We start from the raw sequence: 23,524 nt of genomic DNA, 5'->3' as shown, positions 1-23,524 counted from the left end.
AGCCCTGGACGCCCGTGTGAGCGGTTTTGGCACCAGGGCCGCGTGTAGGGAGTCGGGCGGCGGCGGTTCGGGACGGCACATGGGAACTCAGGTACCGCCAAAGCCCCATTCATGTCGGCGCTACCGGTAGACTGATAGGCAGACCGCCCTCCCCTGGCAGCAGACAGGGGGACACCAGCGGAACATGTCGAAGACGCAGCCGATCCCGCCCCGCGGGAGACGGCTCGTGCTGTGCCAGAAAGGGCGCTTCGTGGCCGATTCCGGCAACCCCAACGAGAATTCCAGCAAGTCCTACGACGCCAGCGCGATCACCGTGCTCGAGGGTCTCGAAGCGGTGCGCAAGCGCCCCGGTATGTACATCGGTTCGACCGGTGAGCGGGGCCTGCACCACCTCGTCCAGGAGGTCGTCGACAACTCGGTCGACGAGGCGATGGCCGGTCACGCGGACACCATCGACGTCACCATCCTCGAAGACGGCGGCGTGCGCGTCGTGGACAACGGCCGCGGCATCCCGGTGGGCATCGTCCCCTCCGAGGGCAAGCCGGCCGTCGAGGTCGTGCTGACGGTGCTGCACGCGGGCGGCAAGTTCGGCGGCGGCGGTTACGCGGTCTCCGGCGGTCTGCACGGCGTCGGCGTCTCCGTGGTCAACGCGCTGTCCTCCCGGGTCGCGGTCGAGGTGCGCACCGAGGGCCACCGCTGGACGCAGGACTACAAGCTGGGTGTGCCGACGGCGCCGCTGCTGAAGAACGAGGCGGTCGACGAGACCGGCACCACGGTCACCTTCTGGGCAGACGCGGACATCTTCGAGACCACCGACTACTCCTTCGAGACGCTGTCGCGGCGCTTCCAGGAGATGGCGTTCCTCAACAAGGGCCTGCGGATCTCGCTGACCGACGAGCGCGCCGACCACGTGGACGAGGAGGGCAAGCCGCTCACCGTCACGTACCACTACGAGGGCGGCCTCGTGGACTACGTGAAGTACCTGAACTCGCGCAAGGGCGAGCTGATCCACCCCACCGTCATCGACATCGAGGCGGAGGACAAGGAGCGGCTGCTGTCGGTCGAGGTCGCCATGCAGTGGAACACCCAGTACAGCGAGGGTGTGTACAGCTTCGCGAACACGATCCACACGCACGAGGGCGGCACGCACGAGGAGGGCTTCCGCGCGGCGATGACCGGCCTGGTCAACCGCTACGCGCGCGAGAAGAAGTTCCTCCGGGAGAAGGACGACAACCTGGCGGGCGAGGACATCCGCGAGGGTCTGACCGCGATCATCTCCGTCAAGCTCGGCGAGCCGCAGTTCGAGGGCCAGACGAAGACGAAGCTGGGCAACACCGAGGCGAAGACGTTCGTCCAGAAGGTCGTGCACGAGCACCTGACCGACTGGCTGGACCGCAACCCCAACGAGGCCGCGGACATCATCCGCAAGTCGATCCAGGCGGCCACCGCCCGGGTCGCGGCCCGCAAGGCGCGGGACCTGACCCGCCGCAAGGGGCTGCTGGAGTCCGCGTCGCTGCCCGGCAAGCTGAGCGACTGCCAGTCCAACGACCCGACGAAGTGCGAGATCTTCATCGTCGAGGGCGACTCGGCCGGCGGCTCCGCGAAGTCCGGCCGCAACCCGCAGTACCAGGCGATCCTCCCGATCCGCGGCAAGATCCTCAACGTGGAGAAGGCGAGGATCGACAAGATCCTCCAGAACACCGAGATCCAGGCCCTGATCTCGGCCTTCGGCACCGGTGTGCACGAGGACTTCGACATCTCCAAGCTCCGCTATCACAAGATCATCCTGATGGCGGACGCCGACGTCGACGGCCAGCACATCAACACCCTGCTGCTGACCTTCCTGTTCCGCTTCATGCGGCCGCTGGTCGAGGCCGGGCACGTCTACCTCTCCCGCCCGCCGCTGTACAAGATCAAGTGGGGCCGGGACGACTTCGAGTACGCGTACTCCGACCGTGAGCGGGACGCGCTGGTGGAGATCGGCAAGCAGGCCGGCAAGCGCATCCGCGAGGACTCGATCCAGCGCTTCAAGGGTCTGGGCGAGATGAACGCCGAGGAGCTGCGGGTCACCACGATGGACATCGACCACCGGGTGCTCGGCAAGGTCACGCTCGACGACGCGGCCCAGGCCGACGACCTGTTCTCGGTGCTGATGGGCGAGGACGTGGAAGCCCGCCGCTCCTTCATCCAGCGCAACGCCAAGGACGTCCGGTTCCTGGACATCTGAGTCGGCCCCCACTGGCCGTGTGAAAGGACTAATCGACAGCGATGGCCGACGACACCTCCAACGTTCCCCCCGTGCCCGACGTACCCCCGTCCGAGATGGACGAGCGCAACGAGTCGGGTGGCCTGCGCATCGAGCCCGTCGGGCTCGAGACCGAGATGCAGCGCAGCTATCTCGACTACGCGATGTCCGTCATCGTCTCGCGCGCGCTGCCGGACGTGCGGGACGGCCTCAAGCCGGTGCACCGCCGCGTGCTGTACGCGATGTACGACGGCGGCTACCGGCCCGAGAAGGGCTTCTACAAGTGCGCGCGCGTCGTCGGCGACGTGATGGGCACCTACCACCCGCACGGTGACTCCTCGATCTACGACGCGCTGGTCCGTCTCGCGCAGCCGTGGTCGATGCGGATGCCGCTGGTGGACTCCAACGGCAACTTCGGTTCCCCGGGCAACGACCCGGCCGCCGCGATGCGGTACACCGAGTGCAAGATGATGCCGCTGTCCATGGAGATGGTCCGGGACATCGACGAGGAGACCGTCGACCTCCAGGACAACTACGACGGCCGCAACCAGGAGCCGACGGTCCTCCCGGCGCGCTTCCCGAACCTGCTGATCAACGGTTCCGCGGGCATCGCGGTCGGCATGGCGACGAACATCCCGCCGCACAATCTGCGCGAGGTCGCCGACGGCGCCCAGTGGTGCCTGGCCAACCCGGACGCCACGCCCGAGGAGCTGCTCGACGCCCTCATGGAGCGGATCAAGGGCCCGGACTTCCCGACCGGCGCCCTGGTCGTCGGCCGCAAGGGCATCGAGGACGCCTACCGTACGGGCCGCGGCTCGATCACGATGCGCGCGATCGTCGAGGTCGAGGAGATCCAGAACCGGCAGTGCCTGGTCGTCACCGAGCTGCCGTACCAGACCAACCCGGACAATCTGGCGCAGAAGATCGCCGACCTGGTGAAGGACGGCAAGATCGGCGGCATCGCCGACGTCCGTGACGAGACCTCGTCGCGCACCGGCCAGCGGCTGGTCATCGTCCTCAAGCGGGACGCGGTCGCCAAGGTCGTGCTGAACAACCTGTACAAGCACACCGACCTGCAGTCCAACTTCGGCGCCAACATGCTGGCGCTGGTCGACGGCGTGCCGCGCACCCTGTCGCTGGACGCGTTCATCCGCAACTGGGTGAACCACCAGGTCGAGGTCATCGTGCGGCGGACCCGCTTCCGGCTGCGCAAGGCAGAGGAGCGCGCCCACATCCTGCGCGGTCTGCTCAAGGCGCTGGACGCGATCGACGAGGTCATCGCGCTGATCCGGCGCAGCGACACCGTCGAGGTCGCGCGCGAGGGCCTGATGGGCCTGCTCCAGATCGACGAGATCCAGGCCAACGCGATCCTGGAGATGCAGCTCCGCCGGCTGGCCGCCCTGGAGCGGCAGAAGATCATCGCCGAGCACGACGAGTTGCAGCAGAAGATCAACGAGTACAACGCGATCCTCGCCTCGCCGGAGAAGCAGCGGCAGATCATCAGCGAGGAGCTCCAGGCCATCGTCGACAAGTTCGGCGACGACCGGCGCAGCAAGCTGGTGCCCTTCGACGGCGACATGTCCATGGAGGACCTGATCGCCGAGGAGGACATCGTCGTCACGATCACCCGTGGCGGCTACGTCAAGCGCACCAAGACCGAGGACTACCGGTCGCAGAAGCGCGGCGGCAAGGGCGTACGCGGCGCGAAGCTGAAGCAGGACGACATCGTCGACCACTTCTTCGTGACCACCACCCACCAGTGGCTGCTGTTCTTCACCAACAAGGGCCGGGTCTACCGGGCCAAGGCGTACGAGCTGCCGGACGCCGGGCGGGACGCGCGCGGCCAGCACGTGGCGAATCTGCTGGCCTTCCAGCCGGACGAGCGGATCGCCCAGATCCTGGCGATCAAGGACTACAACGCGGCGCCGTACCTGGTGCTGGCCACCAAGGCCGGACTGGTGAAGAAGACCGCGCTGAAGGACTACGACTCGCCGCGCGCGGGCGGTGTCATCGCGATCAATCTGCGCGAGTCCGGCGCGGTGGACGGCGACGCGGACGGCGAGGGCGCGGTGCTCGGCACCTCCGACGAGCTGATCGGCGCCGAGCTGGTCTCCGCGGAGGACGATCTGCTGCTCGTCAGCCGTAAGGCGCAGTGCATCCGCTTCACCGCCACCGACGACGCGCTGCGCCCGATGGGCCGCGCCACCTCAGGCGTGAAGGGCATGAGTTTCCGTCCAGGTGACGAACTCCTCTCGATGAATGTCGTCCGGCCCGGTACGTTCGTGTTCACCGCCACGGACGGCGGGTACGCGAAGCGCACATCGGTGGACGAGTACCGGGTCCAGGGGCGCGGCGGACTCGGTATCAAGGCGGCGAAGATCGTGGAGGACCGCGGTTCTCTGGTCGGCGCTTTGGTTGTCGAGGAGACCGATGAGATCCTGGCCATCACGCTCAGCGGTGGGGTGATCCGTACGCGGGTCAACGGGGTCAGGGAGACGGGCCGTGACACCATGGGCGTCCAACTGATCAACCTCGGTAAGCGGGACGCCGTCGTCGGCATCGCGCGGAACGCCGAAGCGGACGACGACCCGGAGTCGGCCATCGTGGCCGAAGCCGGTGAGGACGACGGAGCGGTCGCGGGCCTGGAGCCCGAGACCGGTGAAGCGGAGGAGTAAGCCGTGAGTGGAGCCACGGGCGCCGCAGGTGGGGCGGGCAGGACCGGGGGTGCCCATGGCTCGGCCAACCTCAACGGCCCGCAAGAGGGGGGATACACCGTGACTGACACGCGTCAGCCGCCGCCGCACCAGCCGGCGCAGGCGTACGCGCCGCCGGCACCCGCCACACCTCCGCCGACGCCGGGTTCGCCCGCCGCCGCGGGGGTGCGCAGGCCGCGTCCCGCGGCCCGGTCGGTGCCGCGCACCCGCAAGGCGCGGCTGCGGATCGCCAAGGCCGATCCCTGGTCGGTGATGAAGGTGAGTTTCCTGCTCTCCATCGCACTGGGCATCTGCACGATCATCGCCGTGGCGGTGCTGTGGATGGTGCTGGACGCGATCGGCGTCTTCAGCACCGTCGGCGACACCATCAGCGAGGCCACCACGTCCGAGCAGGGCGGCAGCGGCGGCTTCGACCTGGTGTCGTTCCTGTCGCTCTCCCGGGTGATGGTCATCACCTGTGTGATCGCCGTGATCGACGTCATCCTGGCCACCGCGCTGGCCACGCTCGGCGCCTTCGTCTACAACCTCTCGGCGGGCTTCGTCGGCGGTGTCGAGCTGACGCTGGCGGAGGACGAGTAGCCGTCCGTCAGGGCGGCAGGTCGGGGCGGCGGATACCGATTTTGGGACATGGCCCAGGGTGCGCTAATCTTTCGGTGCAGCGCGGGGCTATAGCTCAGACGGTTAGAGCGCTTCCCTGATAAGGAAGAGGCCCCAGGTTCAAGTCCTGGTAGCCCCACCGCGTGAAGGCCCCCAACCGCAAGTCGGTTGGGGGCCTTCGGTGTGTACGGGGGGTGTGAGGCCGCGCTGTTGAGGGTAGAACGAAAGGCCGCACAGGTCACCGTTCGGTATCGGCCGCTGTGTATAGTCGGGCGCGTCAGAAGCTCTCCCCACGGAATCAAGGAGGAGGTCACGCGATGAAGAAGTTTCTCCTGGTCGCCCTGGCCGCCGTCGCCGGACTGTTCGTATACCGACAGATTCAGGCGGACCGCGCCGAGCAGGACCTGTGGACCGAAGCCACCGACACGGTTCCGGCGGGATCCAGCACGACCGTGTGAACCGTACGTACTGTCTTCGGGCCCCGGCCGCACTCATGGGTGAGTGCCGCCGGGGCTTCGCTGTTTCCGGGGGCCGTGGGGGCGGGTCAGGGGACTTGGCCGCTGCCGGGGCGTGTGGGCGAGCCCGGCTCGGCTGTTGCGGGACCGTGACAGGAACCGCTTGAGTTTGCCTGAGCAAATCCTTAGGTTTGCTCTTGCAAATGAAGTGGAGCGAGGGGGATGTGACGGCATGGAACGACGACCACCACCGGGGCGGGCAGCCGCCACCGCCGCGCTGCTCGGGGCGCTGCTCCTGGCCTGCGCGGCCGTGCTGACCGGCGCGGGAACCGCCGCCGCGGCCCCGGCCGCACCCGCCGCCCCGGCCGCCGGCCAGGACGGCAGCCTGATCATGGTGCTGGACTCCTCCGGCTCGATGGCGGGCCCCGACGGCTCGGGCAGCACCCGGATCGCCTCGGCCCGCAAGGCCGTCGGCTCCGTCGTGGATTCGCTGCCGGACGGCTACCCGACCGGACTGCGGGTCTACGGCGCGGGCAAGCCGCACGGCTGCGAGGACACCTCGCTCGCCAAGCCGGTCACCCCGCTCGACCGGGACGCCGTCAAGCGCGCGGTGGACGCCGTACAGCCCAAGGGGGACACCCCGACGGCGCTCGCGCTCACCAAGGCGGCCGACGACCTGCCCGCCGACGGGCGGCGCACGATCCTGCTGATCTCGGACGGCGAGTCCAACTGCGGGGCGCCCAAGCCGTGCGACGTGGCCGCGCGGCTCGCGGGCGACGGCAAGGACGGCATCGACCTGCGGATCAACACGGTCGGCTTCCAGGTCAAGGGCGCGGCCCGCGACGAGCTGGAGTGCGTCGCCCGCGCCGGGCACGGCTCGTACTACGACGCGCCGGACGCCGCCTCGCTCGCCCGCCAGCTCGTGCGCGCCTCCCAACTGAGCGCGGACGCGTACCGCTTCGAGGGCACCCGGATCACCGGCGGCGACTCGGCGGAGCACGCCGCCTCGATCAGCACCGGCCAGTACCTCGACACCATCGGCCCCGGCGAGACGCGCTGGTACGCCGCCACGCTGGACGGCGTCTCGACCGCCGACGCGTCGGTCACCGCGGCCCCGCAGCCGGGCGTGCCGGTCACCTACGGCGACGGCCTGGAGCTGAAGCTCACGGGGACGGGCAAGTACGCCTACTCCTGCGACACGCAGTCCGCGCACTTCGGGCAGAACGAGGGCGCGATGACGCTGACCGGCGCGGTCAGCCGGGTGCCGTCCGCCGACCACAAGGACGACTGCGACAAGGCGGGCCGCTACCTGCTGTCGGTGCACCGGACGAGCGCGCCCGCCTCCGACCGGAGCCGCTGGCCGGTCGAACTGCGGCTGGACGCCGAGGCGCCGCTGCCCGCGGGCACCACACCGGCCGCCGCGCGGACCGACTACGGGACCGCGCCCGCGCCCGTCACCGGCACGCCCAAGGACCTCGTCGGCGGCACCGGCTTCAACGACGCCGCACGGGTCGGCACCGGCGTCTGGCGGGACCACCTGCTGCCCGGCCAGACCCGCTACTACAAGGTCCACCTCGGCTGGGGCCAGCAGCTCACCTACGCGGCGGAATTCGCCAACGAGCCGGTCCTGGACGACTCCTCGTCCCACGCGTCCACCTTCGTCACCACCTCGGCCTTCGCGCCCGGCAGGCTCCCGATCGAGAGCGCCTCCGACGCCCGCGGCGAGCGCTCGTACTTCGGCAAGCCGCTGTCGGTCGGCCTCGGTACGGTCCCGGTGACCTGGACCAACCGCTGGACGGTCGGCGACCCGGCCGACACCGTGCACAGCGCGGGCGACTACTGGATCGCGGTCGGACTCGGCCCGAACGCGGCGCAGTTGGCCAAGAACGCCGCTGTCGGCGTCATCCTGCGGGTCGCGGTCACCGGTGACGAGCTGGCGGGCCCCGAGTACCAGGCGCCGAAGCTGGCCCGGCAGGGCGGCGACCGGAACGGCGCGAGCGGCGCCGACGGCGGTACGAAGGGCCGGGCCGCGGGTGACGGTGACGGTACGGGCTCCGCCGCGGGGTCCGGCATCGGCTCGGTCACGGGCAAGGATCTGCTCGCGGCGGGGACGGGCGGCGCCGTGGCGCTGGCCGGGGTCGGGGTGGCGGCGCTGATCCGCCGCGCCGGGGCCCGTCAGCGGTTCCGTGCGCAGGCGGACACGCTGGTCGGTACTCAGACGGGCACCCAGACGGGCACCCAGACGGGCACTCGGACCGGCACTCAGACGGGCACTCAGTCCGGCGACGACTACAGGGGTGGGGCATGAAGCGCCAACTGACGTTCACCGCGGCGGCGGGCGTGCTCGCGCTCGCCGCGCTCCAGGGGCAGGCGGCGGCCGACACGGCGTCACCGTCCGCGCCCCCGTCCTCCGCGTCGGGGTCGGCCTCGGCCGGTTCCACGGGGGTCCCGACCGAGGCCCCGGCCACCTGGAAGCCGGAGGGCACCGCCGTCTCGGGGGCGCAGACCACGGCGGACGCGCCGCCGTTGAAGGCCGCGACCACGTACCGGGACATGATCAAGCCGAACGAGACCCGGATGTACGGGATCACGCTCGACGCCACGTCCTCGGCGTACGCCTCGGCCTTCGCGCTGCCGCCGACCGGCTCGCGGGTGGCGTACAACGACGGGCTGGAGCTTGAACTCCAGAGCGCGGACGGCACCACCTGCGACAGCCGGGACGCCAACTTCCGTGACGACGACGCGACCCGGCCGATCGGCTCGGCGGTCGCGCGGCTGGCGGGCGTCGGCACGTCCTGCCAGGAGGCCAACCAGTACACGCTGTCGGTGCACCGGACGAGCGCGGGGACGTCCGACCCCGGCGCGTGGCCGCTGGAGCTGCGCTTCGTCCTCGAACCCGCGCTGAAGGCCGGGACGACGGCGCAGCCCGCGCCGAACTTCGGCTCCGCGTCGCCGACCCCGCTGACCGCGGGCACCCCGCGGCAGGCCCGCGGCGGCCCCAGCTTCGAGACGGCGGCGGCCGTCAAGACCGGCATCTGGAAGGACAAGGTGCTGCCGGGCGAGACGCGCTTCTACAAGGTCCCGGTCGACTGGGGCCAGCAGGCCACCGTCTTCTCGGACTTCTCCAGCGCTCCGGCCAACGGCGACAGCGCCACGTACATCGGCCAGGGCGTGCGGCTGACGGCGTACAGCCCGGTCCGTGAGCTGATCGACTCCGTCGACCACTCCTACTCCGGCGCGCCGACCTCGCTGAACGAGCGGCTGGCGCCGGTGTCGTACGCCAACAGGGCGGGCAGCGCCACCGATGTGGTGCGGGTGCGGTACGCGGGCTGGTACTACTTCGCGGTCACCGTGCACCCCGATGTCGCCAAGGCGGTGACGGGCGCGGTGCCGGTCACCCTGCGGGTGGACGTCAAGGGCGAGGCGCTGCCCGCGCCCGCGTACGACGGTGATCCGGGCGCGGCCGGCATCGGCGTCAGCGCGCACGACGTCTCGGCGGCGAACGGCTCGGGTACCGGGTCCTCCGGGTCGTCCGGCAGTTCGGGGCTGCGCTTCCTCGCCTTCGGCGCCATGGGCGCCGGGACGGTGCTGCTGCTCACGCTCGTGGTGTGGTTCGTCGCCGCGCGGCGACGGGCGGCGCGGACGGCGGACGCGGTGCCGCCGCAGCCGGGGTACGGGCCGCCGCCTGCCTGGTAGCGGGTGTCTTCTACGGGCTCTCGTACGGGCTCTTGTACGGGTGCCGGTAACAGTCGCTCTCCTGGAGGGCGGCTGTTACCCGTTTCCGCGCGGAGGCCGGCGGCTCTAGGAGGCCAGCAGGGCCAGGATGCCGACGACGAAGCACAGGACGGCGACGACGAGGACCGGCACGACCACCTTGGCCGAAGGGCCCGGCGTGGGCGCGCGGACCGGGAGGCGGGCCGAGACCGTACCGGCGCTGTGACCGGCCGCGGGGTCCACGGCGGCCGGGACGGTGGCCGCCGGGTCGGGCAGCGGGCGCGTCGGGGCCGTACGGGCGATGGGCGCGGCCGGGGGGAGCGGCTGGGCGGGGGTGTACGGCTCCGCGCGGGTCCTGGTGTGGGTGACCGGTTGTACGGGGGCGGGGGCCGTTGTCTGCGGGCCGACTGTCTGCGGGGTGGCCGTCTGTGGGGTGGCGAGGGGGAAGCCGGTGGTGAGGGCGCGGGCCGGTTCCGGGACGGCCGGGGCGGCGGGCGCGGCGGGTTCCGGTTCCGCGGGCCCCGCGTGCCTCGCGCGTTCCGCGGACTGGGAGGACTTGGCGGGCAGCGGGCCGTCCGGGCCGAAGCCCTCGGGCAGCGGGCCGATCTGGTCGAAGACCTCCACCGGTTCGTCGCCCGCGGCCGGTTCCCCGATCAGCTCCACGGCGGCGGCCAGCGCCTTGCGCGCGCCGTTGGCCGTACGGAATCTGGCCCGCGGGTCGGGTTGCAGCAGCGCGCCGATGACCTGCCACAGCGGCTCCGGCACCCCCACGGGCGCGGGCGGCATGCCCATCGTCAGGAAGCGCTCCGAGATCGCCTGCGCGTCCGGCTTCTGCCCGCCCAGCAGATAGAGCGCGACCAGGCCCACCGCGTAGAGGTCGGCGGGGACGTCGGGCTCGGCGCCGAGCATCTGCTCCGGCGCGAAGTAGCCGGGCGTCCCGACCACGTAGTCCGTCTCGGTCAGCCGCGGCTCGCCCTTGCGCATGGCGATGCCGAAGTCCGACAGGCGCAGGTGCGGGGTGCCGGTGCCGGTCGCCTCCAGCAGGATGTTCGCGGGCTTGATGTCGCGGTGGACGACGCCCTCGGCGTGCACGGCGGTCAGCCCGGACAGCAACTGGTCGAGCAGCACGCACACATAGTGCGGCGGCAGCGGCCCGTAGTCGCCGATCAGGTGCGACAGCGAGCCGCCGTGCACCAGGTCCATGGTGAACAGCACCTTGTCGTCGTCGGCCGCCCAGCTCGCCGGGGCCAGCACATGGGGGTGGTCGATCCGCATCGCCTGTTCGCGGACGAAACGCAGCAGCGCGTGCGCGTCGCTCTGCTGGAGGACCTTGGCGGCCACGTAGCGGCGCCTGCGGCGGTCCCACGAGCGCCAGACCGCGCCCACGCCGCCGCGGCCGATCGGGTCCACCAGTTCGTACCGGCCCGCGAAGACCTCACCCATGGTGCGCGCCCCTCCCCTCAGTCCTGATGCGCCTCGTAGTGCGCGACCGCCTCACCGGTCCGCCCGGCGCCGTACACACGAAGGAACTCTGCCAGTTGCGGGTGGGCGGGCGCGAGGGAGTGCGCCGCCCGCTCGATCTCCTGCGCGGACGCGACCGACCGCAGCACGTCCTGGATGCCCCGCACCACCTGCCGCGCTGGCGCCGCCGGGAGCTCCCCGGCCGCCGAGTGCGTCGTCGTCCCGCCCAGCACCGACGACCCGGCCAGCTCCCGGATCTCGTCCATCCGCGCCGCGGCCTCGATCGCCCCCGTCCGGCCCTCCGCCACCTGCCACGCCAGCTCCTGCAACGCCTGCAACCGCTGCACCACCGCCGGATTCCCGATCTTCGCCCGCTGCCCGCTCATGAGCTGCGACAGCATCGGAGCCGACAGCCCCAGCACCGCCGCCAGCCGCGCCTGGTTCAGCCCCAGGTCCGCCAGCAGCCGCCTGAACAGATCCCCCAACGGCTCCCCGTACCAGCCCCGCTGCAACTCCCTCGCCTCCTGCGCGCGACGTGCCGAGTCCTGCGCCGACGCATCCATACGCGCTCCCAATTTGCTCCCGCGAATCCAGCAAACCCATCCTACGGACCCACCCCCATACCCGTTCGGCCCCCGCCCCCGGAACCGGTACGCTGTCTCCCGTAGCGGGGCCTTAGCTCAGTTGGTAGAGCGCTGCCTTTGCAAGGCAGATGTCAGGAGTTCGAATCTCCTAGGCTCCACAGCGTTCCCGCAGTTCAGCGGCCCCCTTGCCCGGTCCGGGCGAGGGGGCCGCTGGCGTCCGGGACACATTTAGTACACATGCGGCCGCGGCCCGCCCCGGGGCCGCCGACCTCCCGTGCCTTACGTTCGGCCTTCTCCGCTATGGCCCTTGCCATGTTCAGGACGCACAGGTCGAGGACGAGCCAGGGCGTACCGTGATGGCGTGGCGAAGGAAGATCTGGGGCGTACGCTGCGGCGGTTGCGTCGCTCGGCCGATCTCACGCAGGAGGAGCTGGCGGAGCGTTCGAACGTCTCGGTGGACGTGATCCGCCAGCTCGAACAGGGACGCAAGCATTCCGCGCGGCTTCCGACTCTCCACGCGCTGGCGAATGGTCTGGGTGTGGAGTTGACCACCCTCCTCGGTGATCCGCCGGCCGTCGCCTCGGGCGAGACCGACGGACCACGCTTCGTCGCTGTGCGCCGTGCGATCGTGCCTGTTCTCTGGGGGCCGCCGCCGGATCCCACCGGTCCGGACTTCTCCGTGAGCGGCCTGTGGGATCGGATCGCTGACGCGTGGACGCGATATCACGCAGCGGAATTCGACGCCGTGATGGAGGCGCTCCCGGCCCTGATCTCGCAGGCCCGTTCCGCCTCGGTCTCCGGCGGGGACGACGACCGTGCGGCTGGGTTCGCGGCGCTTGGCAAGGCACTGCAACTCGGCGGACACGTCGCCGTCCGGATGGGCAAGACGGACTTGGCGTTGACGAGTCTGGAACGTGCCATAGGGGCTGCCGAGCAGTCCTGCGATCCGCTGCTCGTGCCGATGATCGTCAACTCGATGGCGTGGACCTACCAACGGCAGGGCCGCCTGGAGGACGCACTGGGCATCGCGCTCGGTGCCGCCGACGCCATGAAGAAGGCCGAGCACACCGCCACGGCCGACGGGCTCAAGGTGTGGGGCGGACTCACCATGAGCGCCGCCACGTCCGCCGCGAGGAGCGGCGACTACGACCGGGCGGCGGAGATGATGGAAACGGCCGAGGCGGAGGCCGCGCGGGTCTCCAAGCTGCCCGATGGCAGCGACAATCGCATGATCAGCGTCTTCAGTCCGTCGTCGGTTCGCATCGAACGGGTCCGCCTGGCAGTTCAGTACGGGCACGCCGCCGACGCTCTGACCCTGGCCAAGGGCATGCGCCTGTCCAAGGACACGCCTCCCTCATGGCGGACGTGGCTCCTCCTCGATGTCGCCCGAGCGCACTCGGACATGGGGGACGCGCCCGGGGCCGTCAAGACGCTGGAATCGTTGCGCCGCGTCGCGCCGACCTGGATGCAGCACCACACGTTGGCCGTCGCCATCGTGCGCGACCTGTGGGCGCTCCCCAATCACCCCGCGGGGCTGCGGCCGTTGGCCGAGTTCCTGGGCGTCGCTGATTAGCGTCGCCAAAGTGGGACGCTGCGTCACTGTTGTCGCACTCAGTGCTTCGTAAGTCTGGCTCATGGAACCCCGGCGACCGTGCTCGCGGCCCCGGGGCATGGCCGACGCTGCGAAGGAGCGCTGACGTGCAGAACCCTAGCCGCCACCTGTTCGGTTACCGGAGGAGCGTGTGATGTCTTCTGTCGTGCCGTCAGCTCCGGCCGGATGCCGTCCCCTTGTGGAGAGAGCGTGGCCGCCCGCCCTCCTGTCGGTACGGATCGAGGTGCACGACGCCGGCTCGGGCAAGCCTGAGCGCGTCCGGGCGTCGGCGGACGCGGAGTCTGGGCGCGGCCTCGACCTGGTCGACGCCCTGACCGGCGGGGCCTGGGGAGTGAGCGACCGGGACGGTGTCGGCAAGATGGTGTGGGCCGTGTGCCTGGGCATTCGCCTTAGGGGGGCGGACGAATGACGTTTCCTGACACGACGTCGGTGCCACGTCGGTGGGAGATCGTCGCCACCGACGGTCGGGCGGCCGAGACGCTCCACGACTTCGCCGACCTGCTCACCGACCGGGTCGCGCCCGGTCTGGCCGCCGCTCATCAGCGTTGAAGTGATCTTCAGGTCTGATGAGTACGAGGCCCCCTTGGCGGTCGCAGGAGCGACAGCTTCCTGATCGACCAGCGCACCCACTCCCAACGCGGCATCGAATGCCTCCAGGAAGTCCGTTGCGGCTTCGCACCTCACCGCACCGAGCCTTGGGTCAAGGAAGTGACGAAGCGCATCGCCGGCCTGGCCGCATGACCCTCGTCTCTTCCCCGACGACCGGTCCTCGCTGAGGGGGCGGCTCACTCGCGCATTGCGGGCGAGTCGCAGCCCTGGTGTCCGATGCCCGGCCGGCCCCGGCCGACTCCTCGCACGCGAACCGCCTGAAGTTGCCCGGCCCCCGGAAACGTGGTGCGTCTCCGGGGGCCGGGCTAGTTTCAACGCTGCGAGATCAGGTGCGCCAGCACCAGAAAGATGCAGCACGCCCCGACGTGTGTGACGCCCGCTTTGACGGTTCGTACGGCGCGGCGGGCGGTGCCCCTCGGCACGGTGAGACGGGTCCGGCCGACAGTCAGATCGACGTATGCGCGGCGCTTGTCCTGCTTCTCCCGACGGCGGGAAGTCTTTATGGAGGGCATGCTTTTTCTCCTATCCGTTCGTTGTCGGACAGGACTGTGGGGCATGTGGGGGTAAGCCGCGCAACCCCACTCTGACATGCAGTTTTGTCGAAGGCAGGCGCGCCTGGCACCGACGGGGTTAGCTGCGCAAGTCCCCGTTCACGTCTGCACGGCCTCTCTCCGCAGCAGAGCACCCCCCGCCCCTCAGGCGGCAACGGTTCCTCGTGCTTGGCGTAGTGCAGGAGCTGCCGACTCCGTGCGGAATGACGAAGTTCGCTGATGTCCACGATCTTGGCGGCGGCGTTGGCGGAGAGTGGAAGCTGGCATGGCTGCCACTCATGCGCATCCAGCACACGTGCACACCGAAGACCGCGGACCCGTCCCGTGCCCGGTCCCTCACCGCCCGCGCTCCATCCTCCGTCGTTCACCGTCTCACGCGTGCGGGGTGACGACTCGGGTGGATGAGGGCAAAGCCTGCGCGAACGGGGGGAGTTGACGGTAGCGTGCGGGCCGATATGGTCCCTTTTCCTGATGATTGCGACGTGCCCGACCGCGAGGCGGTCCTCGCCCAGGCGATTCCCTTCGACCGCGACCGCTGGATATCCCGTTTGCCGGATCCGGCATGGTGGCCGGTCGCGCTCGACGCGTGTCCGCGGGACGGACGCTGGCAGCGGGTGGACCGCAGGACCGTCTTCCGCGTCGCCGAAAGCGCCGACAGCGTGGAGGGGCGTCGGCATCTGCTGGTCGCCTCTTTGGTGTGGGGATCGGGCACCAAAGCGTTGACGGTGGACAGACGGGCGAGGATCTTCGCGGATCCCGCGGCCGCCGCGGACATCGACGCCCGGCTGACCGCGGCACTCGGCACGCTCCGCACGCACGGCCCTGTCGAGGCGTACCGGGCCTTGAAGAGCGGCCAGCGGATTCGCTTTCTGGGACCGGCCTTCTTCACCAAGGTTCTTTACTTCGCGGGACACGACGGGGGAGCCGATCCGCGACCGCTCATCCTGGACAGCGTGGTCTCCCGCGCCCTCCGGAAGGCCGGGCTTGTGGACGGCGGGTGGCCGAACAACGGGTGGACCCCGCTCCAGTACGAGCGGTACCTGGAGGGGGTGTGCGCGTACGCCGAGCGACGTGGGGTGCTCCCGGACCAGGTCGAGGCAGCGCTGTTCGCGTGCGGCAAGCGGGCGTGAACGGGCCGGGGCCGGGGGCGGTCAGGTGGTGCGGGTGGCGCGTAGTGCTTCCACCGCCAGTCGCGCCGCCGTGCCGATGACGGCGTCGGCGCGCGGGAGTTTGGTGTCGGAGCGGGCGGCCTGGGTGAAGACGACGGCGGTGTAGGCGGTGCCGTCGGGGAATTCGACGACGCCCGCCTCGTGGCGCAGTGAGCCGAAGGTGCCGGTTTTGCCGTAGACGGTGATGTCGTCGTAGGGGAAGCCGGAGGCGAGGCGGTGGGTCCAGGGCTGTCGGCGCATGACGTCGCGCATGAAGGCGCAACGGGCGGCGGAGGCGGCCTCGTCGGTCCAGATCGCGCGGAGCAGCACGGCGATGTCGGCGGGGGTGCCGGACGCCGTGAAGGCCGGGTCGTACACGCCGGGGGGTGCGACCGAGTCGTTGTCGGCGACGCGGGCGAGGGCCGCGTCCAGGGAGGCGGCGCCCGTCTCGGCGACCAGGCGGCTGAACGTGCCGGCGGCGCCGCCGTGGACGCGGGTGTCGGGCATGCCCAGCTCGCGGCACATGGCGTCGACCACGTCGGGGCCGACCGCGCGGAGGACGGCGTCGGCCGCGGCGTTGTCGGAGATGGTCATCATCAGGACGACCAGGTCGCGCAGGGACATGGTGACGGGGTCGCGGAGTACGGAGACGCCGGTCGCGCCGGGGACGCGCTCGTCGGGCTCCAGCGTCACCGGGAGGCGCGGGTCGAGCAGCCCGGCGTCCGCGAGGCGGCAGAAGGCGGCCATCAGTGGCACCTTGTAGACGGAGGCGATGGGCAGCCGTTCGCCGGGGTCGATCGTCACCTGGTCGGACGGGCGGCGCAGATCCGCCACGTGCAGCCAGCCGCGGACGCCCGCGTCGTCGAACAGGGCGCGGATGGCCCGCTCGACCCCGCTCTTGTGCCGGGTGCCGCTCACGGCGCCACCCGCCGGGCCGGGACGCCGTGCGGAGAGTGCACAGAGGTGTGAGGGGCCGCGACGCCACGGGCCAGGCTCTCCTCGAACCGCCGCGCCGTCCGCGCGGTCTCCCCCGCCCCCGGCCGCCGCGGATTCCAGGCCACCCGCAGTCGCAGCGGAAGCGGCGGATCGGCCGCCGCGCGCCGCTCCACCCCCGAGGCCGTCAGCGTGTCGTCCGCCGTGACCAGCACCGCCTGGCCCGCCGCCACCAGTGCGAGCCCGGCGCGCTCGTCGGAGACCACCACCGTCTCCACCCGGCGGCCACGGCTGGCCAGGGTGTCCACGAACAGGTCGTGGGCCGCGGGCGCCTCGGCCCGCGGTCGTACGGCGACGGGCAGCCGCGGCGGCGCGCCACCGCCACCGGCACCGCCATCGTCACCGTGACCGTCGCCGTGAGAAACGTGCGGACCGGCCGGGGTGAGGAGCCAGGTCGGCAGCAGGATCACCCGGCCCGCCGTGAGACCGTGCAGCACGGACGGGTGCCGGATCACGGCGATGTCCAGCCGCCCGGCGGCGAGGTCGTTGAGCAGTACGGCCGTCGGCGCCGTCGTCACGCCGATGCGCGTCCGTTCACCGGTCCGTACCGGCGCGCCCGCGACCTCGGCCGCCGCGCCGGCCGCGAGGGGCGCGGGCACCTCGGGGGCCAGCCCGAGGCGCAGACGGCGGCCGTCGGCCTGCTCACGGGCACCGGTCTCGCGCAGCTCCGCGAGCGCGGCCAGGGCCCGGCGGGCGTGCGGCAGCAGCAGGGCGCCCTCCTCGGTGAGGGAGACCCCGCGCTCGCGGTCGAAGAGGCGGACGCCGAGCAGCGCCTCCAGCCGCCGCAGGCCCTGCGACAGCGGCGGCTGCGTGATGCCGACCCGCTGCGCGGCGCTCCCGAAGTGTCCCTCTTCCGCCAGCGCGACGAAGATTTCCAGATGCCGTTCCGTCAGCAATCCGTGCCCCCTGGCGTGGGCCGATACGGCCTGTGAATCGATCCGACATCAAGAGCATATTCGACATACGGCCCGGTCGCGGGCTTGACTCCGGGACGAGGGGCCGACCGTACGGTGTGCCCCCGCACCGACGCCGTGGGCCGTCTGCGGCCACCAGGACCGGCTCACCTCCTGAGCCGACCGGCGGCCCCCCGGTGCGAACCCACCCCCCTCAGAACTGCGAACCCACCCACCTCAGAACTGCGAACCCACCCCCCTCAGAACGGAGTCCCGCACCCCATGGACACCCGCGCTCCTGTCTCCCGCCGTTCCGCGCTCGCCACCCTCGCCGGGATCGCGGCCGTGCCGATCACCGGCTGCGGCGGCTCCGGAACGTCCGCCCCGACCCGGTCGGGCGCGCGGCCGACGACGACGTCCCCGCCCGCGACCCGGCCCACCGGGCCCACGCGACCCGCCCCGGGCGCGACGAACGCCGCCGACCCCGCGACACGGCGCGCCTTCGCCGACCTGGAGAAGAAGTTCGACGCCACCCTCGGCGTCCACGCGCTCGACACCGGCAGCGGCCGTACCGTCGCGCACCGCTCCGACGAACGCTTCGCGTACGCCTCCACCTGCAAGGCCCTGCTCGCGGGAGCCGTTCTGGAGAAGAACTCGCTGCGGCGGCTCGACCGCGTCGTGCGCTACGGCCGGGGCGACCTCGTCAGCAACTCACCGATCACCGAGAAGCACGTGGCCACCGGAATGAGCGTGCGCGACCTGTGCGACGCGGCCATCCGGTACAGCGACAACGCCGCCGCGAATCTTCTCTTCCGCGAACTCGGCGGCCCCCGGCGGCTCCAGGACGCCCTGCGCGCGCTCGGCGACCACGTCACCCACTGCGACCGGTACGAACCCGCGCTCAGCGACGCCGTCCCCGGTGACCTCCGCGACACCAGCACGCCCCGCACCCTGGCCACCGACCTGCGCGCGTACGTCCTCGGGACGGCCCTCCCCGCCGACAAGCGCGCCGTGCTGACCGACTGGCTCGTGCGCAACACGACCGGGGACCACACCATCAGGGCCGGTGCGCCGCGCGGGTGGCGGATCGGCGACAAGACCGGCACCGGCGGGTACGGCGCCCGCAATGACATCGCCATCGCGTGGCCGCCCGGCGGGGGTGCGCCGATCGTCCTCGCCGTCCTGTCCCGCCGCGCGGCCGAGGACGCGACCCGCGACGACGCGCTCATCGCCCGGGCGGCCGAAGTCGCCTTCGGAGCACTGACGCGGTAACGGCGTCACCCGCGTTGCCCGTGTCCGTACGTCACCGCGTCGTCCCCCGCCTCGCCTCAGCCGCCCTCCCGCTTGATCCAGTCGGTGTAGCCGGGCGGGTAGTCGTAGCCGGGACGGTTCACGTCGGCGCTGGTACGGAAGGGGACGCCCTTGTTGTCGATGTGGAGGGTGCCGTGGCGGGTGCCGCTCGACCAGTCCAGGAGCAGGTCCCAGCGGACGTCGTACGCCTTGGTGGTGGCGGTGACGCGGAAGACCTCGGGGTCCGACTCACTGACGCTGTACGGGAAGTCGCGCTGGCCGTTCTCCGGGGTGAGGTGCGGGCTGCCCTTGTCGAGGTCGACGCCGAAGTCCGCCGTCCCGACATTGCCGCCGCAGCCGACGGCCATCGCGTAGTCGTTCCAGGCGAGCGGCGCGGCCTTGGAGACGATCCGTACGTGCAGGGCCTCCAGGACGACGGTCTCGGAGCCGGTGCCCTGGACGGTGAGGGACAGGCGCTGTTCGTCGGAGGAGACCGCGCCGTACGCGGCGGCCCAGCGCGGTGAGTCCTGCTCGCTGGCGGGCGGCCCCATGTGCGAGGGCTCGGCGTCGACGAGGAAGTGCTGGCTGCACGGGTTCTCCTCGGCGCGGACGTAGGGGTGGACGTCGACGCTGACCGGCGGGGCCGTGCCGTCGCCTTCGCCGTCGCCGGTCCTGGTGGCGGGCGCGGCCCCGCCGGTCCTGGTGGCCGAGGGCGTGGTGGACGGGGTGCGGCTCGGCGCGGTCGAGGACGGGGTGGCGGGCGGCGTCGCGGTGGCCGCCGTACCGGTGGTCGTGGCGGCGGTGGTGCCGGTGGCGCCGACGGCCCGCTGTTTTCCGTCGGCGGAAACCCCGCCGTTCCCGCCGTCCCAGGGCCGGTCCACGGCGAGGACCACGGCTCCCAGGACGGCGGCCACGGTGACGGCCGCGATCAGGGCGTGACGGCGGCGGCGTGACGGCGGTGCGGGCGCGGGCGTGCGCGGCAGGTCGGTGACGACGAGGTCACCGTTTCCGTCGGTCTCGGCCTTGGCCTTGGCCGGGGACCCGGCTTCTGCCCCGGCCCCGGTCTCGGCCCCGGCGCCCGCCTCCGCCGCTTGCGACAACGGCGCCGCCTGCTCCGTACCCGGTGCCGCTGCCTCCGCTGCCCCCGCTGCCGCCCCCGCCCGCGCCGCCGCGGCCTGTTCCGCGCGCCGGTCGCGCGCCGCGTCCGCGAGGATCCAGCGGCGGTGCAGCTCCATCAGTTCCTCGGGCGTCGCCCGGCAGACCCGCGCCAGGCGCTCGACCGGCGCGTACTCGTTCGGCACCGCGGTGCCGTTGCAGTAGCGGTGCAGCGTCGACGTGCTCATGTGCAGCCGCTTCGCCAGCGCCCCGTAGCTCAGGCCCGAACGGTCCTTGAGCTGCCGCAGCAGGGTCGCGAACTCGTTCGTCTCACCGGCCCCTGTTGCCACCGACATCAGTTCCTCCATCCCCCCGCGTCCCAGTCACGCATTCCAGGGGATGTGCGTTCCCCCTGCTCAGAGCCGGTTTCTCCATCCCAGCGTCCCCAACTGCCCGCCGACGGTGGTGGCTGGGACGGATTGCCCCGCAAGCTCCAGTCATCCAAGCAGCACCACCACCCGAACGACTAAGGGGCACCCGCCACATGTCCAGCATCCGGAACTCCCGTACCCGTACCCGCTTCGTCACCGCCGCCGCGACCGTGGCGCTCGCCGCGTTCGCCCTGACCGCCTGCGACGACGGGTCGGGCAGCAGGGACGAGGGCGCCTCGCCGGCCTCTTCGTCCTCCTCCGACGGCTCGCCCTCGGTCACCCCGACCCTCACTCCCGGTTCCGGCTCCACCACTGCGGACGCCGGGGGCACGCCGGTCGGTTCGAAGCCCGCCGCGGACGCCTCGACCAAGAAGCCCGTGGCCAAGGCACCCGCGCCGAAGAAGCCCGGGGCCAAGGACACGGCGGTCACCTGCCAGGGCTCCAACACCAAGACGGTCGCGTCCCCGCTGAACCGTCCCGTGAACCACATGCTGCTCACGGTCACCAACACCGGCGGCAACCCCTGCCTCCTCTACACGTACCCGTCCGTGCAGTTCACCGACGCGCAGGCCGAGCCGCCGGTCATCGAGGAGTCCCAGCCGCAGGCGGTCGTCACCCTGAACCCGGGTGAGTCCGGCTACGCCGTCATCGTCCTGGCCGCCGCCGACGGCAGCGCCGGGCACGGCCGCACCGTGAAGACCCTGAACGTCTACTTCCACGGCCGCTCCGGCAACGAGAGCGTCGGCACCGGCGCCCACCCGTCGCTGCCCGCCGGGGGCACCTACATCGACGACTCGCTCAAGGTCAGCTACTGGCAGCAGTCGATGAACGACGCGATCTCCTGGTAGCCGCCCCTTCGGGGGAAGGAGCCCGCCGACGCGGGGGCGGTTGGTTGACTGGTGCCATGACGTCATCGACCTCATCGCCCTCATCGAGCTCACCGAGTTCACCGACCTCAGGGGTCTTCGAGACCGTCGCTCCCGGCTCCGTCGTCTACCTCGACCGTCTCGCCGCGACCGACCTGGGCCGCTTCTACAAGGGCCGCATGCTCGACGCACTCGATGTCAGGACCGGCCAGACGGTCCTGGACATCGGCTGCGGCCCCGGCACCGACCTCGGCGCCCTCGCCGACGCGGTCAGCGGTACGGGCTCGGGCTCCGCCCCCGGCGCGGTCATCGGTGTGGACCACGACCAGGTCGCCGTCGACACCGCCAGGGAACGTACCGCCGACCGGGACACCGTCACCGTCCACCTCGGTGACGTCCACGAACTGCCCCTGGCCGACGGCAGCGTGGACCGCGCCCGCACCGACCGAGTGCTGCAACACGTCGCCGATCCCGTACGGGCGCTGCGCGAGGCCCACCGTGTGCTGCGGCCCGGCGGGCGGCTGGTGCTGGGCGAGCCGGACTGGGACACGCTGACCGTCGACCACCCCGACGACGAGCTGTCGCGCGCCTACACGCGGTACGTGATCGGCGAGGTGATCCGTAACGCCCGGATCGGCAGGCAGCTCCCCCGGCTGGCGGCGGAGGCCGGTTTCACGGTGCCGACGGTCGTCCCGGTGACGCCCGCCTTCCGGGACGTCGGCGCCGCCGACAAGGTCCTCGGCCTGGAGCGGACCACGCAACGGGCCCTCGCCGCCGGGTACTTCACCGTCGAAGGGGCCCGTCGCTGGCTGGACCACCTGGCCTCAGGGCCCTTCCTCGCGGCCGTGACCTTCTACATCGTGGTGGCGCAGGCGTAGCCGTGGCCCGGGCAGGTGGAGCCGGGGCGTCATTCCGCGAGCCCCTGAGGGGTCAGGGAACCCCGAGGGATCAGGCGGCCCGCACCGGCTGCCACAGCGCGTCGACGGCCTCCTCCGCCGCCGCGAGGCTCTTCTCGGCGAGCGGGATCAGCTCGGACATGGCCGGGGTGACCGGCGCGAGGGTCAGCTCGGCGGTGATGAAGCGCGGGACCAGGCCGGTCATGACCACGCCGTGCGGGAGCCACTGCTCCGCGTGGTCCCAGCCCTCGCGGGGGGTGCCGGGGGCGTAGCCGCCGCCGCGCGAGGCGAGGACGACGAAGTCGCGGCCGGTCAGCAGCGGGTCCCTCGTCTCGGCGTCGACGGAGAGACCGGGAACGATCAGGTGGTCGACCCATGACTTGACGCTGCTGGGCGCGCCGAAGTTGTAGACGGGCAGACCGAGCAGAACGGTGTCCGCCTCCTTGACCTCACCGATCAGCGTCTCGGACAGCGCGTAGGTGGCGGCCTGCTCGGGGGTGCGGTCCTCGGCCGGGATCATCGCCACGCCCACGGTGCCGGTGTGGATGTGCGGAATCGGGTCCTTGCCCAGGTCGCGGTAGGTGACCGTGCCATCGGGGTGGGCGGCCTTCCAGGCGGCGGCGGCCCGCGCGGTCAACCGGCGGCTGACGGATCGGTCGCCCTGGACGCTGGAATCGATGTGCAGGAGGTGAGGCATCTCGTTAACCCTTCATACTTGGTTTGTGTAACGCCAACGATTTATAGCACGTCATGATTCCACGCCGCCCGATAGACTGAGGAAGTGGCCTCACTGCCCGTGCTCAACCAGCCCCCGCGACGTTCAGGCGCGCTGCTCGAACAGCTGACGCGCCGGATGCGACTGCACGCCGAGTCCGTGCTGACCCCGCTCGGCCTGCGCCCACGGCACCTGGTGGCCCTCACCGTCCTGCGTGACCAGCACGGCAGCACCCAGCAGGCGCTCTCCACGACGCTGATGATGGACCGCGCCAATGTCGTCGGCCTGCTCAACGATCTGGAGGCGGACGGCCTGATCGAACGGCTCCGCTCGCCCGAGGACCGCAGGCGCCACCTGGTGCAGCTCACCGACGAGGGCGGCAAGCGGCTGGCCAAGGCCGAATTCGCGCTCGCCCGCGTCGAGGACGAAGTCCTCTGCGCGCTCGACACCGGCCAGCGCGACACCCTCTACGATCTGCTCCAGCTCGCCGCGTCGGGACACGGCGTGGACGGGACGGCGACGGACGCGGCGTTGAGCTGCGTGACCGACGCCCCGGCCGCCGTGCCGGAGTGCCTGGGCGAGGCGGGGGACACGGAGACCTGCTGACGGTGCCCGGGGAGCCACGGGCGGCGTCGGCCCGCGCACCCGGGCGGAG

The 23,524-nt window shown here is 71.5% G+C and carries 20 protein-coding genes and 2 tRNA genes; 16 read left to right on the top strand and 6 right to left on the bottom strand.

Annotation, left to right across the window (positions count from 1 at the left end):
- The first annotated feature begins 226 nt into the window (after nt 1-226).
- From gyrB to ACFZAM_RS01960, 7 genes are all read left to right on the top strand, one after another.
- Nucleotides 227-2,227 (top strand): DNA topoisomerase (ATP-hydrolyzing) subunit B, encoded by a 2,001-nt coding sequence (gene gyrB, locus ACFZAM_RS01990; RefSeq protein WP_355336774.1) that lies wholly within the window; start codon nt 227-229, stop codon nt 2,225-2,227.
- A 41-nt stretch (nt 2,228-2,268) separates the two neighbouring features.
- Nucleotides 2,269-4,920 (top strand): DNA gyrase subunit A, encoded by a 2,652-nt coding sequence (gene gyrA / locus ACFZAM_RS01985; protein ID WP_391042009.1) that lies wholly within the window; start codon nt 2,269-2,271, stop codon nt 4,918-4,920.
- 3 nt (nt 4,921-4,923) lie between these two features.
- Nucleotides 4,924-5,538, top strand: a complete 615-nt coding sequence (locus tag ACFZAM_RS01980; RefSeq protein ID WP_391042007.1) for a DUF3566 domain-containing protein — start codon at nt 4,924-4,926, stop codon at nt 5,536-5,538.
- 83 nt (nt 5,539-5,621) lie between these two features.
- Nucleotides 5,622-5,695, top strand: a tRNA-Ile gene (locus ACFZAM_RS01975).
- A gap of 178 nt (nt 5,696-5,873) precedes the next feature.
- Nucleotides 5,874-6,014, top strand: a complete 141-nt coding sequence (locus ACFZAM_RS01970) for a DLW-39 family protein (RefSeq protein ID WP_223187219.1) — start codon at nt 5,874-5,876, stop codon at nt 6,012-6,014.
- A 229-nt stretch (nt 6,015-6,243) separates the two neighbouring features.
- Entirely contained in the window at nt 6,244-8,319 is a 2,076-nt protein-coding gene (locus tag ACFZAM_RS01965) for a VWA domain-containing protein (RefSeq protein WP_391042005.1), read from the top strand.
- The gene (locus ACFZAM_RS01960; protein WP_391042004.1) at nt 8,316-9,707 is read left to right on the top strand and encodes a hypothetical protein; all 1,392 of its coding nucleotides are present in this window, start codon (nt 8,316-8,318) and stop codon (nt 9,705-9,707) included. Before ACFZAM_RS01965 ends, ACFZAM_RS01960 begins: the two co-directional genes overlap by 4 nt.
- Nucleotides 9,708-9,812: 105 nt before the next feature.
- Here ACFZAM_RS01960 and ACFZAM_RS01955 read toward each other — a convergent pair whose 3' ends face one another.
- Together ACFZAM_RS01955 and ACFZAM_RS01950 are read right to left on the bottom strand one after the other, a co-directional pair.
- On the bottom strand, nt 9,813-11,168 hold the full coding sequence (locus ACFZAM_RS01955; RefSeq protein ID WP_391042002.1) for a protein kinase: 1,356 nt from the start codon (nt 11,166-11,168) through the stop codon (nt 9,813-9,815).
- Nucleotides 11,169-11,185: 17 nt separating this feature from the next.
- Nucleotides 11,186-11,749 carry a DNA-binding protein gene (locus ACFZAM_RS01950; RefSeq protein ID WP_355336678.1) on the bottom strand — a complete coding sequence of 188 codons (564 nt, stop codon included), beginning with the start codon at nt 11,747-11,749 and terminating at the stop codon, nt 11,186-11,188.
- Between the two features lie 106 nt (nt 11,750-11,855).
- On the opposite strand from ACFZAM_RS01950, the gene ACFZAM_RS01945 reads away from it, so the two are divergent.
- The 5 genes from ACFZAM_RS01945 to ACFZAM_RS01925 all read left to right on the top strand — a co-directional run bounded on the left by ACFZAM_RS01945 (nt 11,856) and on the right by ACFZAM_RS01925 (nt 15,672).
- Nucleotides 11,856-11,928, top strand: a tRNA-Ala gene (locus tag ACFZAM_RS01945).
- 203 nt (nt 11,929-12,131) lie between these two features.
- Nucleotides 12,132-13,343: a helix-turn-helix domain-containing protein gene (locus ACFZAM_RS01940; RefSeq protein WP_391041999.1), complete on the top strand. Its 1,212-nt coding sequence runs from the start codon at nt 12,132-12,134 to the stop codon at nt 13,341-13,343.
- Between the two features lie 217 nt (nt 13,344-13,560).
- Nucleotides 13,561-13,791 carry a hypothetical protein gene (locus ACFZAM_RS01935; protein WP_391041998.1) on the top strand — a complete coding sequence of 77 codons (231 nt, stop codon included), beginning with the start codon at nt 13,561-13,563 and terminating at the stop codon, nt 13,789-13,791.
- Nucleotides 13,788-13,931, top strand: coding sequence for a hypothetical protein (locus ACFZAM_RS01930; protein ID WP_391041996.1), 144 nt, complete (start codon nt 13,788-13,790; stop codon nt 13,929-13,931). Before ACFZAM_RS01935 ends, ACFZAM_RS01930 begins: the two co-directional genes overlap by 4 nt.
- A gap of 1,093 nt (nt 13,932-15,024) precedes the next feature.
- Entirely contained in the window at nt 15,025-15,672 is a 648-nt protein-coding gene (locus tag ACFZAM_RS01925; protein ID WP_391041995.1) for a hypothetical protein, read from the top strand.
- Nucleotides 15,673-15,693: 21 nt separating this feature from the next.
- Here the strand turns inward: ACFZAM_RS01925 and ACFZAM_RS01920 are convergent, their stop codons facing one another.
- Nucleotides 15,694-16,608 carry a serine hydrolase gene (locus ACFZAM_RS01920; protein ID WP_391041994.1) on the bottom strand — a complete coding sequence of 305 codons (915 nt, stop codon included), beginning with the start codon at nt 16,606-16,608 and terminating at the stop codon, nt 15,694-15,696.
- Nucleotides 16,605-17,579 (bottom strand): LysR family transcriptional regulator, encoded by a 975-nt coding sequence (locus ACFZAM_RS01915; RefSeq protein ID WP_391041993.1) that lies wholly within the window; start codon nt 17,577-17,579, stop codon nt 16,605-16,607. The genes ACFZAM_RS01920 and ACFZAM_RS01915 overlap by 4 nt, the downstream gene beginning before the upstream one ends.
- Nucleotides 17,580-17,858: 279 nt before the next feature.
- On the opposite strand from ACFZAM_RS01915, the gene bla reads away from it, so the two are divergent.
- A complete protein-coding gene (gene bla, locus ACFZAM_RS01910; protein ID WP_391041992.1) occupies nt 17,859-18,848 on the top strand; it encodes a class A beta-lactamase in 990 nt (329 codons plus the stop codon).
- Between the two features lie 56 nt (nt 18,849-18,904).
- Here bla and ACFZAM_RS01905 read toward each other — a convergent pair whose 3' ends face one another.
- Complete coding sequence (locus ACFZAM_RS01905; protein WP_391041990.1) at nt 18,905-20,317, bottom strand: helix-turn-helix domain-containing protein; 1,413 nt, start codon at nt 20,315-20,317, stop codon at nt 18,905-18,907.
- Between the two features lie 188 nt (nt 20,318-20,505).
- Between ACFZAM_RS01905 and ACFZAM_RS01900 the strand changes: the two genes are divergently transcribed.
- Together ACFZAM_RS01900 and ACFZAM_RS01895 are read left to right on the top strand one after the other, a co-directional pair.
- Entirely contained in the window at nt 20,506-21,240 is a 735-nt protein-coding gene (locus tag ACFZAM_RS01900; protein WP_391041988.1) for a DUF4232 domain-containing protein, read from the top strand.
- Between the two features lie 56 nt (nt 21,241-21,296).
- A complete protein-coding gene (locus ACFZAM_RS01895) occupies nt 21,297-22,136 on the top strand; it encodes a methyltransferase domain-containing protein (RefSeq protein WP_391041986.1) in 840 nt (279 codons plus the stop codon).
- 70 nt (nt 22,137-22,206) lie between these two features.
- Here the strand turns inward: ACFZAM_RS01895 and ACFZAM_RS01890 are convergent, their stop codons facing one another.
- Nucleotides 22,207-22,851 (bottom strand): NAD(P)H-dependent oxidoreductase, encoded by a 645-nt coding sequence (locus ACFZAM_RS01890; protein WP_391041984.1) that lies wholly within the window; start codon nt 22,849-22,851, stop codon nt 22,207-22,209.
- 84 nt (nt 22,852-22,935) lie between these two features.
- Here ACFZAM_RS01890 and ACFZAM_RS01885 point away from each other — a divergent pair, with 84 nt between their 5' ends.
- Nucleotides 22,936-23,475, top strand: a complete 540-nt coding sequence (locus ACFZAM_RS01885) for a MarR family transcriptional regulator (RefSeq protein WP_391041982.1) — start codon at nt 22,936-22,938, stop codon at nt 23,473-23,475.
- The last annotated feature ends 49 nt before the right edge of the window (nt 23,476-23,524 follow it).

The organism is Streptomyces sp. NPDC008079 (genome assembly GCF_042957385.1).
GTDB lineage: Bacteria > Actinomycetota > Actinomycetes > Streptomycetales > Streptomycetaceae > Actinacidiphila.
This window is presented reverse-complemented; position numbering and strand designations above follow the sequence as displayed.